Here is a 20,291-nt window from a genome sequence, read left to right on the forward strand (position 1 = left end):
GTTCAATATTACTGATTTTTCTTATCCTTTTTGTCATCCTTTTTAAATCGTTTTATAATTCCCAGATGGGGGTATGCTTTTATGTAACGTTTCGTAATACGATCCAGCGCTTTTTGATCTCGCATAAAATTTTCGAGAAAACGGTCAAACTTCTCCAGATATATATCTTTTCGCTCCATCAGAGATTCTTTCAATTCAAGATTGTCCTCAGAAATTCGATCAAGATAATCGGAAAAATATCTCTTTTTATCTTCCACAAATGACTTTATACGGATTGTCGATGCATCCTGATAGAATGCTTCCGTCTTGTTCTTCATATAAGCAGATGCCTCGCCAAGACGAGATTTCTGGAGAAATTCCTGAAATTCATCCCATGTTTTGTCAAGATTGCTGAGTTTTTCTCTGACATGAAATGCAGCAAAGGCAGACATTCCGAAATCCACACAGTAGACCATCGTAACCAGATTGACAAAGAACTCCCCATAATGTCTTGGGTAAAGAGCTACGATTGTGCCGACAATCGGTTGGAAAGCGTAAAATAACAGTAGACTGAAAAATCCCCATCCGATAGAACTTCCAAGACATATGATACCTTGAAAATTAAACTTCTTATCACTGTAATCCCACCATTTTGTGTGAAATAAAGCTCTCATCAGTACTCCGGTGATGTACTCCAAAATAGTAGCTACCACCATGCCGCCAAAAAATAAAGTCAGTATATGATTGGAAAATGGATGAAGAAACATGTAAACCAGCACGGCACCGAAACCATACAATGTTAACACAGGTCCTGTTACAAAACCGCGGTTGACTAACTTGCGTTTTTTGACAGATACAAAACTGCTCTCCCATATCCATCCAAAAAAGCTATAAATCCAAAACGAGTTTACAATATAATATAAATCATTACCAAGTATTTTCAGATCCAGTATCTGGCTGCTGCCCAGCATAAATCAGTCCTCTTTTCATTAGTTTTCTTATTCTTATGTATGTTTAAGATATGTGTGGTATGCTTTTTCATGCAAGCATGAAACGCAAGACCTTTTGACCCTGATATCATATTGTGAGGTTGGGGTCAAAAGTAATTTGACCCCTATGATACACGGATTACTCCGCACTTTGTGCTCACGTAATCCTACAAACATTCGAAATACACCCTAATCGGGTTTCTTTCTCATGTTTGTTCGGGTCCCAAGGTCATGCTTTTTCATGCAAGCATGAAACGCAAGACCTTTTGACCCTGATATCATATTGTGTTATGATACTTACATTGTATCATAACACAGACAGGAGGTGCATTCCATGGTTTTTCAGGAATCCAGAATAAAAATTGACAATAAGCAGGTCTTGTCTTATCTGGAACAGTTTAAGGACAGCCTTTTTTTCGATATCGAAACCACAGGTCTATATTGGAAGAATTCGCATCTTTATCTGATCGGGGCTGCAAGCTATGAAAATTCCGGCTGGACTGTAAAACAGTGGTTTCTGGATCAGCCTGCTTATGAGGCCGGTCTGCTTGATGAATTCTCCGGAATATGTAAAGGCAAAAAACGAATCGTCCATTATAACGGAAATGGTTTTGATATCCCTTATCTTCAAAAAAAATATTCCTTTTATCAAAAAATAAATCCTTTCGCTTCCCTTGAAAGCCTGGATCTTTACCGCAGAGCCAGACCATTTCAGAAATTGTTCAATCTCTCTTCCATGAAATTGAAAAGTGTGGAGCAATTTATGAACCTGAATCGGAAAGATGCATTCACAGGCAAAGAATTAATTCGGGTTTATACTGACTACCTCAGAAGCAGAGACGCTCATCTTCTCGGTACGCTGATGCTGCATAACCTGGAAGATGTCACTGCATTGATACAGCTTCTTCCTATTCTCAGTTATGAGAGTGTCAAAGAAGGAAGATACTCTGTTGGGAAATCAGTATTAAAAGATCATACTCTGACGATTGACTTAAAACTTGATTCTCCGGTTCCAATTTCTGTTTCGGAGGAGTTTGAATTTTACAGTTTAGCTCTTTGTGATAACAGTGGTTCTCTGGCAGTAATCACAAAGGACTGCATGATGAAACATTTCTTTTCCGATTATAAAAATTACTATTATCTGCCGCTTGAAGATGAGGCTATTCATAAGAGTATCGGAGCTTTCGTGGATCGGGAACACCGAGAAAAAGCGAAACCTGCCAACTGTTATCAGAAAATGGATGGTGTGTTTCTCCCCCAGTTAACCAAACGTTTTCAGCCAATCTTTTATGAGGATTATAAAACAAGCCCTGCATACTTTCTCTATGAGAAAGATATACTGCGGGATAAAGAAGCTCTTTATCTCTATACATATGATTATCTCTCAGCTCTTTAATGGATTCAATATAAAAACAGACATCCCTTTTCAAGGTGTCTGTTTTTTATATTGAATCTGATGTGTATAATTAGTCCATGTCTTCATCTGTTGGATTATTCTCAAGTGCCTTCATACTAAGAGAAATTTTTCTGTCCTCACCGTTAAAGTCAACAACTTTAGCGGTTATAAGTTGCCCTACAGATAATACATCCGAAGGCTGTTCAACATGGTCGTGAGAGATTTGTGAAACATGAAGCAACGCATCAACACCAGGCTCCAGTTCAACGAATGCACCGAAATCTGTCATACGTGCCACCTTGCCTTCAACAATACTTCCCGCAGCATATTTCTCATCTGCAGTAAGCCATGGATTCTGATCCTCAAACTTCAAACTAAGTGCAATCTTTTCTCCGTTGATCTCTTTGATCAGGACAGTAATCGGATCACCGACCTTAAACAACTTCTTTGGATTATCAACACGTCCCCATGACATTTCGGAAATATGCAGTAAACCATCGGCTCCGCCCAGATCAATAAACGCACCAAAATCTGTGATGTTTTTGAGCGTTCCTTCCACAATATCGCCCGGTTGAATTCTGGAAAACAATTCATCCTTCAGCTTTTCTTTCTCGGCAAGAATTAACTGTTTTCTGTCCCCGATGATACGTCTTCTTCTCGGGTTGAATTCAGTAATTACGAACTCAATTTCCTGATCTTTATACTTATTCAGATCCCTTTCATAGCTGTCTGAGACAAGACTTGCAGGAATGAATACCCTTGCCTCGTCCACGACGACACTGAGGCCGCCTTTCAAGACCTGAGTAACCTTTGCTTTCAAAATTTCGTGATTCTCAAAAGCTTCTTCCAGACGTTTGCTGCCCTTTTCTGCCTGAAGTCTCTTATAGGTAAGAAGAACCTGTCCCTCTCCGTCATTCACTTTAAGAATCTTAACTTCCATCTTGTCACCAGGTTTAGCAACTTCTTTGAGGTCTATACTCTGATCATTGGAATATTCATTTCTCGTAAGAATTCCATCGGCTTTATATCCGATATTTAGAATAATCTCATCTTCTTTTACATCGAGAACAGTACCCTCTACTACCTCTCCGTTTTTAATTGTTTTAAATGACTCATCCAACATTTGTTCAAAACTTTTTTCTGACATACTTTTTTGAACCTCCTCAATTATTTTATTTGGGGTGGAAGCCCCTGCTGTAATACCTACGTGACGAAATGATTGAAAAGGCTTAGAATCCAAATCAACGAGTGTCTCTATAAAGTAAGTATTTTTACATTCATCTTTGCAAATCTCAAATAGTTTCTGAGTATTAGAACTATGTCTGCCTCCGATGACAATCATAGCATCCACACTCTTTGCTATTTCTCTTGCTTCCGTCTGTCTTTCTTCTGTAGCATTACAGATCGTATTTAAAACACTAATATCATACCTCTTTTTCGAGATTTTTTCAACCAATTCTTGAAATTTGTTGTAATTAAATGTCGTCTGTGCTACGATACAAATCTTTTTTTCGGTTAAATCTGGAATTTTATCCAAATCTGCGGCACATTGAACGACTGATACCGGTCCCTGACACCAACCTTTGATTCCCTCTACTTCAGGATGTCTGTCATTTCCAATTATAATAATATGAAACCCATCAGCACTTTGTTTTTCTACCACACGGTGGATCCTTTTCACAAAGGGGCAGGTGGCATCGATGACCCGAAAACCTTTTTGCTCTATCTTTTCAACAGTTATTCGGCTCACGCCATGGGAACGTATAACGACGGTTCCCGGAGGAACCGTATCGAGATCTTCTATGCTCTCAAGTACTTTGACTCCTCTTTTTTTTAGATCATTTACGACCTGATCGTTGTGAATAATAGGTCCGTATGTATATACAGGACCTGAATCTTTATCGTTTACCTGCTCATATACCTGGTCCACCGCCCTTTTGACACCAAAACAAAATCCAGCAGATTGTGCAGTTGTAACTTTCATATCTGACACCTCTTTTGACAGATATTTAGAATTTCATCTACAACTTCTGAGATTTTCATATCAGAACTATCTATGAGAATGGCATCAGAGGCCTGATAGAGAGGCGATTGTTCTCGGTGCATATCCTGATAATCTCTTTGTCTGATGTCTTCTCTGATTTCAGCCAGACTGGGGTTTTCTCCCCTCTCTTGCAATTCAAGAAATCTGCGGCAGGCCCGCGTATCTACACTGGCTGTCAAAAAGATTTTGATTTCTGCTTTCGGAAGAACTACGGTACCGATATCTCTGCCATCCATAACTACATTCGTCGTTTCTGCCAGTCTCCGTGAAAGAACATTGAGCTTTTTCCTGATTTCATCATACCTTGCAACCACTGAGGCAACATTTCCCACAACTTCCTCACGAATTTCTGTACTCACATCTTCACCATTTAAGAGTACCTTTTGTTTTCTGTTTTCATATTTCAGTTCAATCTGTGCGAATTTGCAGTTTTCGCATACTGACAGCTGATCTTTAGGATCAATTCCCTTCTTAAGCACATACAGTGCAATGGCACGGTACATGGCTCCTGTATCTACATAAATGAAAGAAAGTGTTTTTGCAACTTCCCTGGCTATTGTACTTTTTCCGGCTCCTGCAGGACCGTCAATTGCAATATTTATTGTCATAATTTTTCCTCCATACACCTTTGTATTCCGTTTGCAGCCGCATATGCCGTAGACCAGGCAATCTGTAAATTGAATCCTCCGGTCAGGGCATCCAGATTCAGCATCTCTCCGATAGAAAAAAGATTTTTTATACTCTTTATTTCCATCGTTACAGGATTTACGGCTTTGATATCAATACCGCCTTGCGTGATAATCGCCTCATGAAATCCCCTTGTCTTTATAATGGTCATGGGAAAATTCTTGATCAGTTCGGCAAATGTTCTGCGTTCTTCTTTTGTAATTTCATTTGCTGTTTTATCCTCAGGGATATCTGAAAGTGCAAGCATAACAGGAATAAGTTTTGAAGGAAATAAACGATGAATAACATTTTTGAACTGTTTATTCTTTCCGGCATCAAATTCTCTGATCAACCTCTGATCCATCTGACTAAGACTCAGTGCCGGTTTTAAATCAATATATGCCTGAAGCGCCCTTTTTTCCAATCTCTGCGCAATGATTGAGCTTGCAGATAAAGCAAGTGGACCACTGATGCCAAAATGTGTAAACAACAGTTCGCCAAATTCGTCATAGAGAATTTTCCCTTTATCCATAATTTTTAATTTTACATTCCGAAGAGATAATCCCTGAAGTACAGGCACATACTCTTCTTCTACAATAAGAGGAACAAGGGCAGGCCGCACCGGTTTTATCGGAATGTTATGTCTTTTTGCCATGATGAGACCGTCTCCGTTCGAACCTGTAACCGGATAAGAATTACCTCCTGCAGCGAGTACAATGTAGTCACCGTAAATTTTTTTATTGTCCTCCAGAACAATCCCACATGCTTTTTCATCCTGTATAATCAGGTCCTTCACCCACACGTTAAGATGAATATCGACATGAAGCTCTCTCATTTTATTTTCCATGCTCTTAATGATATCTGAACTATGATTTGAGGCGGGAAATACCCGATTTCCTCTCTCGACTTTTACATCTACTCCCAGACGTTTAAAAAACTCGATGGAATTTTGACTGGTAAAGCCATAAAATGCACTGTATAGAAATTTTGGATTAGATACTACATGATCAAACAATTCATCTATATCACAGTTATTGGTAAAGTTACAGCGTCCTTTTCCTGTAATAAAAAGTTTTTTCCCCAGTTTTTCGTTTCTCTCAAACACGTGGACTTTATTTCCGGCTTCTGCGGCGAATACTGCACAGGCCATTCCGGAAGCCCCTCCGCCGACTATTATTACATCAGCCATTATCGTCCTCCATTTTTTTGAATTTCAGTTTCATATTATCATCCAGATAATTGATCTCATCATTGCTATAAACTTGATACTCATCCCACATCTTCTCCATAGATTCCAGCGTAAGAATTACCTCATCCTGTTTTTTCATGCATAATGCCACAATGAGTGCATTGATCACGCTTAACGGAGCTGTAAGTGAATCTACAATAGATGCCATGTCACTTCTCGCCAGCAGATTGCACGATGAGTACAGATTGATCGGTGAATGAATACTGTCAGTTACCGATATAACTTTTGCTTTGCGATTATTCGCAAATTCCATAGCCTTTAGAGTACGCATCGAATATCTCGGAAAACTGATTCCTATAATGACATCATTGTCATCAATTCTGATCATCTGTTCAAGGATTTCACTGGGACTGCTGGTATGTAACAGACGTACATCTTTGCAGACTAGATTTAGATAAAAACTCAAAAAATCAGCAAGTGGTGCACAGCTTCTAATACCTATCACATAGACCGTCCGGGCCTGTAAGATGGTATCAACTGCCTGATTGAATGCCTTCCTGTCAGTATGCTCGAGAGTTTTTTTTATATTCTCTATATCCGAACTTAGCACTTGATCCAAAATCTGATCCTGTGAAACCCGCCCATAGGTTACTTCCATTCTTTGTATGGAATTTAATTTATTTCTCACCAGTTCCTCAAGTGCCCTGTGAAATTCAGGAAATCCGGTATATCCAAGTTCTGTCGCAAAACGTACAGTTGTAGATTCGCTTACATTGACTTTTGCACCTAGTTTTGCAGCAGTCATAAATACCGCTTTATCATAGTGATGTATAATAAAATCAGCTAACCTCTTTTGCCCTTTACTTAAAGAGCTATATTGTCTGTTTATTCTGTTAAGCAGATTATCTGCCTGTGCCATAATCTTTACCTTCTATATATATTTCTTGATGATACACGGATTGCTCCGCTCTCTTAATAATATCATAAATCTCAGGAAGTGCAAGAAAAAGAGTAATACCCAAAAGACAATAAAGGAACCGGAATGGTATGATACTCCAATTCCGGTTCCTTTTTCTACATGTCCGTCTGACTTAAACAGGGTATGATTTATCTGCCTGATCCGCCTTTTTAGCATCTATCTTTGTATTCTGAGCATCTCTGTACTTGAAGAAGTCGGTCGCAACCTGCGGAAACAGTGCATAAGTCAAAACATCTTCGTCTTGTTCCTTATACTGTGCCATCTCACCTTCCAGCGTATTAAGTTCGTCATCCAGAGTGTCAGCAAAACGACCGGTGATCGGCTTTGTATCCCCGATGCATTTTTTTTGCACTTCCTGATTAAAAGGTTTCACCGTTCTTCCATATTTTCCGCTTAATACATCTTTGGTCTCCTGTGTCACCATCTTATATCGTTCGCCCGAAAGAACATTGAACACAGCCTGCGTTCCGACAATCTGCGAAGACGGTGTGACCAGAGGCGGCTCGCCAAGATCTTTTCTGACACGTGGTACCTCTTCGAGCACTTCATAGTATTTATCTTCTGCGTGCTGCTCTTTTAACTGGCTAGTCAGATTTGAGAGCATACCACCAGGTACCTGATACAGCAGCGTCTTTATATTCACACCCAGATTTTTTGGATTTAACAGTCCGCTTTCAAGCGCTTGATCTTTGATTGGACGGAAATAGTCTGCAATCTCCGAGAGAAGATTCTGATCGTAACCGGTATCATATGGTGTTCCCTTAAAAGTCTCAACCATTACTTCTGTTGCCGGCTGGGATGTTCCCATGGCAAATGGGGAAATTGCACAGTCAATCACATCGACGCCAGCTTCTATCGCTTTCATATAAGTCATGGAAGCCACACCGGATGTATAATGTGTGTGAAGCTGTATGGGAAGCTTTGTCGACTCTTTTAATGCGGTCACAAGTTCCGTTGCCTTATATGGCAGCAACAGTCCCGCCATATCTTTAATGCAGATCGAATCAGCACCCATCTGTTCTACCTTCTTTGCGATATCCGTCCAATATTCCAGCGTATAGGCGTCACCGATTGTATAGGCAAGAGCGACCTGGGCATGACCCTTCTCCTTATTGGCAGCTTTTACTGCCGTCTGTAGATTACGAAGATCATTCATACAATCAAAGATTCGAATAATATCAATTCCATTCGCTATAGATTTTTGAACAAAATACTCTACAACGTCATCCGCATAAGGACGATATCCGAGAATATTCTGTCCGCGGAACAGCATCTGAAGCTTTGTATTCTTAAAACCGTCTCTGAGTTTTCTAAGTCTGTCCCATGGATCTTCATGCAGAAAACGCAATGAGGCATCGAAAGTAGCCCCGCCCCAGCATTCCACTGCGTGATAACCAACTTTGTCCATCTTATCCACAATCGGCAGCATCTGTTCTGTAGTCATCCGTGTTGCAATCAAAGACTGATGTGCGTCACGAAGTACAGTTTCCATAATGCCAACTGGTTTCTTCTCTATTTCAGCCATTTTTACCCTCCTGACTTTCGATTAGTCCATGGTAGCTAGTACATCGCCAGATTCAACAGTTTCTCCGACAGTCACATTGATCCCTGCAATTATTCCGTCTGATGGAGCTACAATCGGAATCTCCATCTTCATAGCCTCAAGTACGACTACAGAGTCTCCTTTTTTAACAGATCCTCCTGCACTTGCTTCGATCTTGCTTATCTTTCCAGGCACAGAGGCTGTGATACTGATGGATCCTGCTGTGCCGTTTCCCTGCACAGCAGGTTTTGGCAACTTGGCAGAATCAGGTTTCGGTTCAGATGATTTTGGTGCAGTTGGTGCTGCCTGCTGTGTCTGTACAGGCGTTGTCTGTGTTGTTTGACCTTCCTCCACGGTAACGTTGTATGCTTTTCCATTGACTGTTATTGTATAGTTTTTCATCACAATTCCTCCTAGAATCTTCTCCAGTTTTTGTTTCGATTTTTTAGCTTACGAGCAATATATCCTTCCTGTGTCTGTTGTTCCTCCTCATATGCTAAAACGGCAGCAGATAAGATCGCTGTCAATTCTTCATTCGTTATATGATCCGAAGTGCTGACATCTGTTTCATTCAAAATAATAGTATCGTTATTGATATCTTTGTCCGATTTTTTTTCTGACGCTTCTTCATTTATCTGATTGCTATCTTTTTTTCTGAAATACCAGACAAGAACCAGAATAATCAGCAAAGCTGCAAGAACAAAACATGTCTTTTGACCGGTGGAGGCACGTTTCAGCATTACACTGATCGGATAATTTATATCCATATCAAAGCCAGACCAGAGCTGGTCAAAGCTGGTAGCCGTTGCCGCAAGATCATAATTACAAACAGCAGAGATCACAGCATTTCCATTCTCAAAGGACACATCCATGATGACATCAGCTGTCTTGTCTGCTTCATTGACAATTACTTCACTATTTTTTATTTCTTTAAAACTACCGGCATCCTTCTGAATTCCATAGTACCTGTCGACCATCGAGTTGAGAAATTCACTTTCCATTGGTTCAATCTGAGTTGCCATTTCATCTTCCGAATAATTATTCATCATATCGACCAATGATTCGAAATTCTGAGCAATACTGTCTTTTACACTGTCCTGCACTTTTGCAAAGACAGGCGAAGCCATCAGGGGAACTGTGCACACAAAGGCAAGAAAGAAACCAGTTATCTTTTTCCACATCTGTTTCATCTCATCCACCTTTCTCAGACTGTACTATGTTTTTTATCAGGACGATATTCCCGCTTCGTATACAACATCTCAAAGGCACCAATCAAATATTTTCTAGTGTCTTCAGGCTCAATGATTGTGTCCACATAGCCTCTCTTTGCAGCCGACACCACATGATTCTGCAATGCGGCATATTCCTCTGCTTCCTTATTGATTGTATCGGCATCACTGTTCTGATACATAATTTTAGCCGCCATATGAGCATCCATCATACCGATCTCGGCTTCTGGCCAGGCAAATACCATATCTGCCCCCAGTGGCTTGCTGTTCATAGTAAGGTAAGCGCTTCCGTAGGCCTTACCCGTGATAACATTTACCTTGGGTGTTGTCGCATCTGCAAAGGCATGTGCAAGTGCCGCGCACGCTCTTGCTATGTTCTTTTCAGAACATCTGGACGCCTTATAACCTGTGACATTTGTGATGGTCAGTAATGGAATCGAGAATGCATCACAGAATTTAACGAATTCTGCAGCTTTACCGGCACCACGCACAGACAGAACCGTTTCGAGAGTTTCACTCAGATTACCCTCCGGGTCATAGATCTCGCTTCTGTTTGCCACGGCACCAACTGTAATTCCATCAAGTTTAATAAAAGCAGTCACCATGTCTTTCCCGTAGTCTTTTTTGATTTCTATGAATGAGGCATCATCACTGATCTGCGAGAGCAGAACTGCCGTGTCCCCAATATTGTTTTCAATATCTTTACATTTTCGGTTCAGATCATCGGCAGATAGTTCCGATACTTCATCGTCCTCATAATTTGAAGGGAGATAAGATATAAGAAGTCTGATATTCCGTAAAATCTCCTCTTCACTTCCCTGAAAATCTATCAGGCCGGTTTCTTCACTTTGGAATTTCGCACCGGCAGTATCGCATTCGCTGTCAATATTGCCTGCAAGAGCATTCGGCGAGTTGACGAAAAGCGCTGCCTTTGTATTCTCCATGAAAGTAAAGTCTGTCAGTGCAGGAAAGAGTGCCATACCGCCACCGCAGCTGCCAAAGACTGCACTGAGCTGAGGAATAACACCAGATGCCATGCTCTGGGCCATATAGATTTCACCGAAAGCGTTTAAAGCATCTGTAGCCTCTTCAAGTCGTAGTCCCGCACAATCTAATAGTCCGATTACCGGAGCACCTGTTTTCATAGCCATATGATATAAATTTACAATCTTCTTTGCATGCATCTCACCTATGGTTCCGGACAAAACAGAGGCATCCTGACTGTATACATATACAAGGCTGCCGTCAATGACACCGTAACCGGTGATGACACCGTCTGATGGTGCCTTTTTCTCAGTCATATTGAAATCCGTATTTCGAGCCGTTATCAGACTTCCGATCTCAACAAAACTGCCTGCGTCAAGTAAAGATTCAATTCTTAACCTGGCACTGCCTGGTGTAACATTACTCATTCCTTTGACCTCCACATCACATATAATTTTTAGATCCACGGATTGCATTTATTCCTCTCACAATCCTGATTTGTTGACTAACAATACCTCTATTATGATATCCTATTTGTATTACTTTTTCAATGAGTTTTCGAATATTTTTGACAAACCTTGCCATGTTGTATGAAAAAACAGGCAAAAAGACCGAAGATGGTTTTTTCGCCTGTTTCCAATGCTCAATATAGAGAGATGTGTTTTACAATTCCATTTTCAAATGTGACAGGGGCATTCCCTTGTATCAGAGGTTTCAGATAGCGGATCATCTTATCTGTGACATCATGTCCATTCGGATCGATAAAATCATCTGGAACTGTTTTAACCTTATTTGCAGTAAGCGATACCGGAACCATCTTATAAGTCACCTCATATGGTTCATCACTTGTTCTTATAATGGCAGCCATTTTTCCATTTTCTCCGTCCAGGGCCGCCTGGCATGCTTTGATTCCAAGCAGTTTTGATTCCTGGATATCCATGTCACTGGCGAGATGACCGGCACAGCGCTGCATTAAATTAAGTTCAATCGAACGTGTTTTACATCCGATCTCGTTTTGAATCAGGCACTCCAGCACCCTTGCTGCTCCGGAGATATACGTATGTCCGAAGGCATCCAGGGCCTTTTCCCCTTCCGATTCAGAGACATATCGTCCACTTTGATCCTTAATTCCCTCGCTGACAGCTATAAGAATACTGTTCTGATTCCTAAGCTTATTTCTGATGTCGGAAAGAAACATCTGGCTGTCAAATACAGACTCACAAAGATAGATCAGATCGGGTCCTTTCCCTGAATTTTGTCTGGCCAGAGCGGCTGCACCGGTCAGCCATCCGGAATCTCTCCCCATGACCTCTACAATCGTAACGGATTTTGCCGCATAAGCGCTGCAGTCTCGCTCAAGTTCAGCAAAGGTACTGGCGATATACTTTGCGGCGGATCCAAACCCAGGACAATGATCCGTTCCCATCAGATCATTATCAATCGTTTTTGGGGCACCTACAATACAGATATCATCAATCTTATGCTGCATGCAATATGCGGACAATTTCTCTACGGTATCCATAGAATCATTTCCTCCGATATAGACCAGACATCCGATTTCATATCTGTGTAAAACTTCGATAATTTTTTTATACTGACTTTCATCGGTCAGTTTTAATCTGCAGGATCCAAGAGCTGCCGCCGGAGTCTGGCACAGCAGCTGCAGGTCTTCTGCATTCTTAATTTTTTCACCAAGATCAATAATACGTTCTTCAAGTACTCCCTGTATTCCACCATGAGCACCGAATACTTTCCCGACCCGTCCGGAGGTGAGAGCACAGGTGATAACCCCGGCAAGCGTTGCATTAATCGCAGAAGTTGGTCCTCCGGACTGGGCTGCAAGAATATTTTTCATAATTCCTCCAAATCTGTTAATCTATAACCTTAATACTCTCAATGACTGGCTGGTTTTCGGGCAGAACTGTACCATTGTCATCCTCTGTCTTAGTATCCTTGCAGATTTGATCGACAATATCCATTCCATCCGTTACCATGCCAAAACCGGCATACTGTCCATCCAGATACTTGCTGTCGGACTGAACAATAAAAAACTGGGAGCTGGCAGAATCCATGTCCTGTGATCTTGCCATGGAAAGCGTCCCTCTCACGTGAGAAATATCGTTTTTGACATCATTTTCAGAAAACTCACCTTTAATTGATTCTTTGGAGCCTCCAGTTCCATCTCCTTTGGGATCTCCTCCCTGAATCATAAAGCCATCAATCACCCGATGAAAAGTGAGACCATCATAGAAACCATCTTTTGCCAAATTTATAAAGTTTTTGACAGTGATCGGTGCTGTTTTTTCATCAAGCTTTGCTTTTATGATGCCATAATCCTTTACTTTAATTTCAATGTGGTACTTGCCCGCACTCTTTCCCGAACAGCCTGCAGCAAAGAGCAAAGTCATCATAAGAATTAATAAAGCATGTAATTTTCTGTTCATCTGTTTCTCCAATCAACTTTTTTCCATAAAAGTATAACTTAAAAAAACAAAAGATGCAAACTTTTGTTACCGTAGTCTATTGCACACTTTCAATCAGTACCCCTAAATAATTCATAAATTATGCAAAGATGTACCCCTGTCAAATACATCAGGCAACCAATTGTTCCTATGTTTCCTATCGTTTCCATTGGCATACATCTCCTTATCATTCATAGTTCACACATTTCCTCCAAAGCTTAGGCATCATGTTTTTGCCCGTATGCTATACATAGTTTATCGAAGGATTCCTGGCTCAGACAATGCTCCAGTTTGCAGGCTTCTTTATCCGCTGTAACCGGGTCCACCTCGGCATCAATCAGCACTTGCTTAAAAAAGCAATGTTGCTCATAGATCTTGTCAGCTTTTTCTACTCCTTTTTCTGTTAAACAGAGCAGACCTTCTTTATCTGCTTTTACGAGACCTTCGCTGATTAATGATTTAATCGCAACGGTAATGCTAGGTTTTGCATAACCGAAATAATCAGCTAAATCTACACGTCGTACTGCTCCTTTTTTCTTGCCAAGCACTAAAATGGCTTCAAGATAATCTTCTCCCGATTCATGTAAATTTGTATGCATAAAAACCTCCTCCTTGCTTTCAGATGCTTATTAAAATAGTGTTATCAACTTTGCTGTCTGATACTTTCTCACATTTCAAATTGCTAACGATAGAAACTAATTTCATTAGCAATTATAGCTTTAAGATACCTACGACCTATGCCGTAGGTAAATATGTTTTATTTTTCTAACATCATCCGTAACAGCTTTCTTCGAATACGAATGTATGCCTCAGCATCTTCTGGACCGAGGTACTCTAGCATCTGCACTAAACCGTCTAATACCGCTGCCCGATCTTTTTCAATCAAACGAGCGCCTTCATCTGTTAACCTGACGATAACCTGACGATTATCCTGAGCATCTGGTGTTCTTGTGATCAGACCATCTTTTTCCAGCTGCTTTAATATTGTCGCAATCCGAGCTGTACTGACCATCATATTTTTGCTCAAATCCTTTGGATAAGCCCTGTTATCATTAGCTGCCAGATAATTCAGCGTGAAATTCTCACCTATCATCATCTTTGACAACTGGCGTTCTGCCTTGACTTGTGGCATGTTTGCTCTAATATCTAATAATTCCTCTGCTATAGATCGATAATTCATCATATTACTCCCTAATCATAATGCCTAATATTATTAGCTAATTATGTTAGGCATTATAACTCTTTCACTTTTGTTTGTCAAGTACAATTATCGTGAAGATAAATCATCGATTATTGCTGCAAATGGTGCCACTTCTTACGATTAGTATGTCTGTAAATTACTATTAAGCAGTTACTTTTTCAAACTGACTATTGTAAAGTTTTGCATAAAAACCATTTTTTGCAAGCAACTCATCATGATTTCCCTGCTCTACGATGTCACCGTCTTTCATCACTAGAATGACGTCAGCATTTCGAATAGTGGAAAGCCTATGTGCAATAATAAAGCTGGTCCGCCCTTCCATCAGATGATCCATTGCTTTCTGGATTAGTATTTCTGTTCTTGTATCTACCGAAGAAGTTGCCTCGTCGAGAATCAATATATCATTATCAGCCAGAATCGCTCTTGCAATTGTAATTAGTTGTTTCTGTCCCTGAGAAATGTTGTTCGATTCCTCATTAATCATTGTAGAAAATCCCTCTGGCTGCTGCATGATAAACTGGTAAGCATGCGCAGCTTTTGCCGCCTCGATTACTTCTGCATCTGTCGCCGAAAGACGGCCGTAACGTATATTCTCCATAATACTGCCGGAAAAGAGCCATGTGTCCTGCAGCACCATACCAAACATTTTTCTAAGATCCTCTCTTCTGAAATCTTTAATGTCATGCCCCTCGATTCTGATAGCTCCTTTATTCACATCATAAAATCTCATCAACAATTTCACCATGGTTGTCTTTCCGGCTCCTGTCGGGCCCACAATAGCAATCTTCTGACCAGGTTTTACAATTGCCGAAAAATCATGAATAACCATTTGATCGGGCTGATATCCAAATGCCACATGATCAAAGGAAATATTTCCTGTAAGATTAGATGTCGAAACAGGATTCACCACATCCGAAATTTCTTCCTCCTCATCTAGAAATTCAAATACCCGCTCGCCGGCAGCAGCAGAAGATTGAAGGAGATTTGTGACCTGTGCAATCTGCTGAATCGGCTGTGTAAAGTTTCTGATGTACTGAAAAAAAGATTGAATATCACCGACTTCAATGGAGTTCTTTATCACAAGAAATCCACCAAGTAATGCAACCATAACGTATCCGATATTTCCAACAAACCCCATAACAGGCATCATAATACCCGAAAAGAACTGAGATTTCCATGCTGAGTCATATAGCTGATCATTTGTCTTGGTAAATTCAGCTATCACATCGTCTTCTTTGTTAAATGCTTTTACAACATTTTGCCCTGCATAAATTTCCTCCACTTGTCCATTAACCTCTCCTAAATACACTTGTTGGCGTCGGAAGTATTTTTGAGAATGCTTCATGACCGTTCCGACAATTGTTCCGGCTATGGGGATTATAATCAAAGCACAAAGAGTCATCCAGATATTAATAGACAACATCATAACAAATACACCAATCATTGTTGTAATTGCGGTTATTAGCTGTACAACGCTTTGACTCAAGCCCTGCTGCAGCGTATCAACATCATTCGTTACTCGAGACAAGACATCCCCATAAGTTCTGCTTTCAAAATATTTAAGAGGCATCTTATTGATTTTCACAGAAATATCACGGCGCAGTGAAAAACTGACATCATTTGCAATTCCAGTCATGATGACTCCTTGTATCAGAGAAAAAAATGCACTTACAAGATACAGCCCAAGAGTGGATAATAATATTTTTATAATTTTATCAAAATTTATAGATCCTGTCCCCTGAACTTTTTTGACTAATCCGTTAAACAGTTCTGTTGTTGCCTTTCCCATGATTTTGGGTCCTGCAATTGAAAAGATGGTTCCGATAACAGCACAAATCATCACCAGAAATAAACGCATCTTATATTTCGAAATATATTTTATAATTCGTTTTACAGCGGTCTTAAAGTCATGAGCCTTCTCACCAGTGCGGGCTCCCTGTGGTCTCCGACCAATTCTGTTATTTCCTTCTGTCATGAATCAAGCTCCTCCTTTGAAAACTGGGATGATGCAATCTGCTGATATACAGTACATGTTTTCAACAGTTCCTCATGTGTGCCCATTCCCGCAATTTTTCCCTGATTAAGTACGATAATCTGATCTGCATGCATAATTGTACTGATACGCTGTGCCACAATCAGTGTCGTTGCATCAGAAGTATACGATTTCAGTGCTTTTCTAAGCTCAGAATCTGTCTTATAATCTAAAGCTGAAAAACTATCATCAAAAATATATATTTCCGGCTTTTTTACGACAGCACGGGCAATAGAAAGTCTTTGTTTTTGACCTCCGGAGACATTCGTCCCACCCTGGGAAATATGAGCATCTATACCCTCCTGTTTATTCTTAATAAATTCCGATGCCTGTGCCACGTCAGCAGCTATTTCTAATTCCTCTGTTGTGGCATCTTTTTTTCCGTAGCGCAGATTAGATGCAATATTCCCTGAAAACAATACTCCTTTTTGCGGGACATAACCAATGCGATCCCTTAATGTTTTTAGGTCCATGGATCTGATGTCAACTCCATCTACGAATATCTTTCCCTGCGTTACATCATAAAATCTGGGAATCAAGTTTACCAGTGTGCTCTTTCCGGATCCTGTACTTCCAATAAATGCAACAGTTTCACCTTTCTTTGCAGTGAAATTAATATTACTCAGTACGTCTTCTTCAGCACCCGGATAAGTAAAGGAAACATGGTCGAATTGTATTTCACCTTTATGCGTCTGGTCTGGCAATTCGGGATTTTGTGGATTCATAACTACCGGTTCCGTATTCAGCACTTCATTAATTCGGTTAGCCGAAACGTTGGCTCTTGGCAGAATTATAGACACAGTAGAAATCATTAAAAACGCCATGATAATCTGCATAGAATACTGTATAAACGCCATCATATCACCAACTTGCAGATTTCCCCGGTCGATTCCATGAGCTCCGATGTAAACAATCAATACTGTAAGTGAATTCATAATCACAGTGAGTACTGGCATCATAAATGTCATACAACGATTAACAAAAAGATTTGTTTTTGTAAGATCACGATTGGCCTTATCGAATCTTTTTTCCTCATGTTTTTGTGTAGAAAATGCTCTGATTACTGGCACACCTGTGAGTATTTCACGCATAGTCATATTCACTTTATCAATCAGATCCTGAAGTTTTTTGAATTTTGGTAAAGCAACTGCAAGCAAGGTCAACATGGCAATTAGAATCAATCCAATGCCCAGTGCCAAAATCCATGTCATAGATGCCTGAGTACTCAATACCTTGATCAGTCCGCCAACTCCGATAATTGGTGCATACAACACAATTCGGAAAAACATAGTCATAAACATCTGTACCTGTTGAACGTCATTAGTACTTCTTGTGATCAGAGATGCTGTAGAGAATCTATTCATTTCATGACTGGAGAACGAAAGAACCTTCCGATATACGTCACTGCGCAAATCTCTGCTCAATCCGGCTGCCACATGGGTCGATATAAAAGTAACCATAATGGCTGCCAGCATCGATATTACTGCCAGACCCAGCATCAGAAGGCCCGAATGCAGAACATAACGATTCTGTATCTGATCCATATCCCTTCCCTGTGCCTGATATTCTTTATATAGATATCCGGTTCCTGCCTGTGTTACAATACTCTCGGGCATTGTTTCTACAACCTCTTTTGCCTCGGAAATCATCACTTCCTTTTGTTCTTCGGGAAGTACAGATGGATCTATTCCCTCTTTTTGCACGCCTTCCATCATCAGCATGGCTTCACCAAGCACAATATTAATTTTTTCTCTTGTATGTTTATCAATTTTATTCAGGTTATACGTATCCCCATTCAGGCTATATGCACTGCTAATCTGTTTTTTATCTGTTTTAGACATAAAAATCATCAAAGCATCCAGAGACTCTTTTCTAATTTTATCCGGTACAGCATCCTCAATACCTTTCTGTTGAATTCCTACATCTATAATCTTAGATGTATAGGATGGTAAAGACAAATCCGTAAATGCCTGTATAAACAGCAGTACAACAATTGCAAGAATATACCAGCCACTCTTCTTTAAGTATGAAAAAATCCTTGTCATTGTCTGACTTCTCCTCTTTTCTCTTTTAAAATTTCATTTTCTGAAATCGATAAGTTCTCCAGATTTTGGTAAATCTGTTTTAAAAACCGTTTCAGCAGGCAGACTTCTGTGTCAGAGAAGCCCTCTAACATAAGTTTCTCATTCCTGTTAGACAAATCATAGACACTCTGGGCTATCTGAATAAGCTCTTCTGTCTTATAAACCCTCTGGACTCGCTGGTCTTTCTTATCTGGTTTTCTGACAATTAGGTTACACTTTTCCAGACGCTGTATTGAAACAGCCACAGTGGAAGGCTTGATTTTCAACCTTTTTGAGATTTCAATCTGACTTAAGCCATCATTTTTTGAGACGAGCATAAGAATTGGAATCTGTCTCGGATGGATTCCATATTTCTTTATCTGCAAAAAATTAATCGAAAACTCACGATGCATAATTTTCATCAGTGAATTTTGTATGAAGGGAAAATCATTCGTCCCTGTCTCCTGTTTTTTTGTCATCTTTCACCTCCACATAAGTTAAGTCATTAGTCACCTAACTATATTAGGCCATTTTTAGAGAGAAATCAAGAGATAAATACTTTTTTTGATTCTATATAGGTGTTTATACGCAAAAAATTATTAGACGTATAACTATTAATTTGTTGATTGTGTCATCGTAAAAACCATTCCCAAAGTTTCCATGTTATGTTTTTATCGACGTTTTCTATAATTTACCGGTGTAAAACCAGTGTGTCTTTTAAAAGTTTTACAAAAAGAGGCGCTGTCATGAAAACCACAGGAATAGGCAATCTCTGTCACTGAAAGATTGGTATGAAGCAGCATGTTCTCGGCTGTTTTGGTTCTGTATCGGATTATATATTCCTGTGGTGAAATCCGAAGATTCCCCTGAAACAACTTATAAAGATATGTCCTGTCAATACCTACAGCTCTGGCAACATCCTGCACCTTTATCTGATAACTGTAATTCTGCTCAATATATTCACAGGCCATCTGCAGATAATCGCCCATGTAACCCTCTTTTTTCTGCCCAATACACATCTGGATGTATCCAAAAATCTGATAGAGATACGCCAGTGATAAGAATGAACTTCCATTTGGATTATCGTAATTGTCCTGCAGACTCATCATACTTTCAAAAAGGAGATGCACGTTTTGGCTTTTACGTTGATTTAAGAGCATTTTTGAACCATAAAAAACAGGATCTTCCTCCATCAGACCACAGGATTTTAAAATTGCTCCTGCATCATTTCCTCCAAAAGCCACCCAGCTGTATTCCCATGGGTTTTTACTGTTTGCGATGTAATAAGTAGATTCATCAGGCTTTATCAGGAATGCATCATTGGCCTTCAGATGATAAGTATGGTCTGCTACATGGAAACTGCCTTCCCCCTTCAAGATCAGATGCATAAGATAATGGGATCTGGTAGCCGGGCCAAAAGAATGTGCAGGGCTGCAGGCTTCTCTTCCGCAAAAGTAGATATTTAAAGAATGAGTAATCATGATTTTTCTCCTTTGATTCAACATTATGACAATTATTTCGAAACATTAAGCAAA

General features: G+C 40.0%; 18 protein-coding genes. 1 reads left to right on the top strand and 17 read right to left on the bottom strand.

What is annotated here, in order from left to right; all coding sequences use genetic code 11:
• Window positions 1-8: 8 nt before the first annotated feature.
• Window positions 9-950 (bottom strand): putative ABC transporter permease, encoded by a 942-nt coding sequence (locus tag INP51_RS07670; protein ID WP_193737098.1) that lies wholly within the window; start codon window positions 948-950, stop codon window positions 9-11.
• A 352-nt stretch (window positions 951-1,302) separates the two neighbouring features.
• Here INP51_RS07670 and INP51_RS07675 point away from each other — a divergent pair, with 352 nt between their 5' ends.
• On the top strand, window positions 1,303-2,364 hold the full coding sequence (locus tag INP51_RS07675; protein WP_193737099.1) for a ribonuclease H-like domain-containing protein: 1,062 nt from the start codon (window positions 1,303-1,305) through the stop codon (window positions 2,362-2,364).
• Window positions 2,365-2,434: 70 nt separating this feature from the next.
• Here the strand turns inward: INP51_RS07675 and INP51_RS07680 are convergent, their stop codons facing one another.
• The 16 genes from INP51_RS07680 to INP51_RS07755 all read right to left on the bottom strand — a co-directional run bounded on the left by INP51_RS07680 (window position 2,435) and on the right by INP51_RS07755 (window position 20,237).
• Window positions 2,435-4,348 carry a bifunctional 4-hydroxy-3-methylbut-2-enyl diphosphate reductase/30S ribosomal protein S1 gene (locus tag INP51_RS07680; protein ID WP_193737100.1) on the bottom strand — a complete coding sequence of 638 codons (1,914 nt, stop codon included), beginning with the start codon at window positions 4,346-4,348 and terminating at the stop codon, window positions 2,435-2,437.
• Window positions 4,345-5,016, bottom strand: a complete 672-nt coding sequence (cmk, locus tag INP51_RS07685) for a (d)CMP kinase (protein WP_193737101.1) — start codon at window positions 5,014-5,016, stop codon at window positions 4,345-4,347. Before cmk ends, INP51_RS07680 begins: the two co-directional genes overlap by 4 nt.
• The gene (locus INP51_RS07690) at window positions 5,013-6,263 is read right to left on the bottom strand and encodes a BaiN/RdsA family NAD(P)/FAD-dependent oxidoreductase (RefSeq protein WP_193737102.1); all 1,251 of its coding nucleotides are present in this window, start codon (window positions 6,261-6,263) and stop codon (window positions 5,013-5,015) included. The genes cmk and INP51_RS07690 overlap by 4 nt, the downstream gene beginning before the upstream one ends.
• Window positions 6,256-7,182 (bottom strand): MurR/RpiR family transcriptional regulator, encoded by a 927-nt coding sequence (locus tag INP51_RS07695; RefSeq protein ID WP_193737103.1) that lies wholly within the window; start codon window positions 7,180-7,182, stop codon window positions 6,256-6,258. The genes INP51_RS07690 and INP51_RS07695 overlap by 8 nt, the downstream gene beginning before the upstream one ends.
• Before the next feature lie 172 nt (window positions 7,183-7,354).
• Window positions 7,355-8,767: an oxaloacetate decarboxylase subunit alpha gene (locus INP51_RS07700; protein WP_193737104.1), complete on the bottom strand. Its 1,413-nt coding sequence runs from the start codon at window positions 8,765-8,767 to the stop codon at window positions 7,355-7,357.
• Window positions 8,768-8,788: 21 nt separating this feature from the next.
• Window positions 8,789-9,187, bottom strand: coding sequence for a biotin/lipoyl-containing protein (locus INP51_RS07705; RefSeq protein ID WP_193737105.1), 399 nt, complete (start codon window positions 9,185-9,187; stop codon window positions 8,789-8,791).
• 11 nt (window positions 9,188-9,198) lie between these two features.
• Window positions 9,199-9,975 (bottom strand): hypothetical protein, encoded by a 777-nt coding sequence (locus INP51_RS07710; protein WP_193737106.1) that lies wholly within the window; start codon window positions 9,973-9,975, stop codon window positions 9,199-9,201.
• A 14-nt stretch (window positions 9,976-9,989) separates the two neighbouring features.
• Window positions 9,990-11,426 (bottom strand): acyl-CoA carboxylase subunit beta, encoded by a 1,437-nt coding sequence (locus INP51_RS07715; RefSeq protein ID WP_193737107.1) that lies wholly within the window; start codon window positions 11,424-11,426, stop codon window positions 9,990-9,992.
• Window positions 11,427-11,641: 215 nt separating this feature from the next.
• Complete coding sequence (locus tag INP51_RS07720) at window positions 11,642-12,853, bottom strand: 6-phosphofructokinase (RefSeq protein ID WP_193737108.1); 1,212 nt, start codon at window positions 12,851-12,853, stop codon at window positions 11,642-11,644.
• A gap of 16 nt (window positions 12,854-12,869) precedes the next feature.
• On the bottom strand, window positions 12,870-13,409 hold the full coding sequence (locus INP51_RS07725) for a peptidylprolyl isomerase (RefSeq protein ID WP_334298168.1): 540 nt from the start codon (window positions 13,407-13,409) through the stop codon (window positions 12,870-12,872).
• A 269-nt stretch (window positions 13,410-13,678) separates the two neighbouring features.
• On the bottom strand, window positions 13,679-14,059 hold the full coding sequence (locus INP51_RS07730; RefSeq protein ID WP_193737110.1) for a metal-dependent transcriptional regulator: 381 nt from the start codon (window positions 14,057-14,059) through the stop codon (window positions 13,679-13,681).
• Window positions 14,060-14,217: 158 nt separating this feature from the next.
• Complete coding sequence (locus tag INP51_RS07735) at window positions 14,218-14,592, bottom strand: MarR family winged helix-turn-helix transcriptional regulator (RefSeq protein ID WP_193737111.1); 375 nt, start codon at window positions 14,590-14,592, stop codon at window positions 14,218-14,220.
• Window positions 14,593-14,803: 211 nt separating this feature from the next.
• The gene (locus INP51_RS07740) at window positions 14,804-16,636 is read right to left on the bottom strand and encodes an ABC transporter ATP-binding protein (protein ID WP_193737112.1); all 1,833 of its coding nucleotides are present in this window, start codon (window positions 16,634-16,636) and stop codon (window positions 14,804-14,806) included.
• Window positions 16,633-18,738: an ABC transporter ATP-binding protein gene (locus INP51_RS07745; protein WP_193737113.1), complete on the bottom strand. Its 2,106-nt coding sequence runs from the start codon at window positions 18,736-18,738 to the stop codon at window positions 16,633-16,635. The genes INP51_RS07740 and INP51_RS07745 overlap by 4 nt, the downstream gene beginning before the upstream one ends.
• Window positions 18,735-19,235 carry a MarR family winged helix-turn-helix transcriptional regulator gene (locus tag INP51_RS07750; protein WP_193737114.1) on the bottom strand — a complete coding sequence of 167 codons (501 nt, stop codon included), beginning with the start codon at window positions 19,233-19,235 and terminating at the stop codon, window positions 18,735-18,737. The genes INP51_RS07745 and INP51_RS07750 overlap by 4 nt, the downstream gene beginning before the upstream one ends.
• 192 nt (window positions 19,236-19,427) lie before the next feature.
• Window positions 19,428-20,237, bottom strand: coding sequence for an AraC family transcriptional regulator (locus INP51_RS07755; protein ID WP_193737115.1), 810 nt, complete (start codon window positions 20,235-20,237; stop codon window positions 19,428-19,430).
• Window positions 20,238-20,291: the final 54 nt, after the last annotated feature.

It is taken from the genome of Blautia liquoris (assembly GCF_015159595.1).
Taxonomy (GTDB): domain Bacteria; phylum Bacillota; class Clostridia; order Lachnospirales; family Lachnospiraceae; genus Novisyntrophococcus; species Novisyntrophococcus liquoris.